Raw genomic sequence first — 602 nt, 5'->3', positions numbered from 1 at the left:
CAAGGGCGGCGCGGGCGATGTCGCCGATTGCGCTGGGGCTGGCGGTGACGTGCCGGAGTATCCGCCAGCGGCCTTTGAGCAGGGCGAACCCGCGTTCGCCGAGACAGCGTAGAGCGCGGAGGAGCCGGTTGTGGGTGCGGTTGTCCGGGCTGAGGGTCTGGTTGCCCGCAGGCGGTTTGATCGGCGTGTGAATGCCGATCCCGGCGCCGTCGTAGCCGCTGTCGGCGAGGGTCGGCAGGCCGCCTGCGGCCGCGGCGTACAAGGCGCCCAGCACATGGATGCGGGCGGCGGTCAGATCGTGCACCGAGCCCGGTTCGACGTCGGCGATCCACAGGGGAAGCCCGTTGGGTGCCGAGAGTGCTTGGAGATTGCCGGCGTGCCGGTGGGCTTTGCCGGAGTACCAGGCGTCGATGGGCTCGCCCTTGACACTGATGGTCTGCTCGGCGCAGCGATCGGCCGGGATCAGGGTGCCGTCCAGGATCACGTAGGCCAGCCCGTCGGCCTGGGCGCGGTCCAGAGCCTCGTGCAGGTCAGGGGCTTGAGCTGTGAGGACGTCGATCCCCTCGGCGATGTAGCGGTAAGCCGTGGCCCGGGAGACGCGG

1 protein-coding gene is annotated in these 602 nt (G+C 70.4%); it reads right to left on the bottom strand.

Going from position 1 to position 602, the window contains the following annotated elements:
• A partial coding sequence (locus ABD120_RS39330) for a transposase family protein (RefSeq protein ID WP_343955575.1) occupies window positions 1-602 on the bottom strand: 602 nt, incomplete at both ends.

Origin of the sequence: Nonomuraea longicatena, assembly GCF_039525605.1 — a bacterium.
Taxonomy (GTDB): Bacteria; Actinomycetota; Actinomycetes; order Streptosporangiales; family Streptosporangiaceae; genus Nonomuraea; species Nonomuraea longicatena.
Note: the sequence above shows the minus strand (reverse complement) of the source record. Positions and strands in the feature narration are given on the sequence as shown.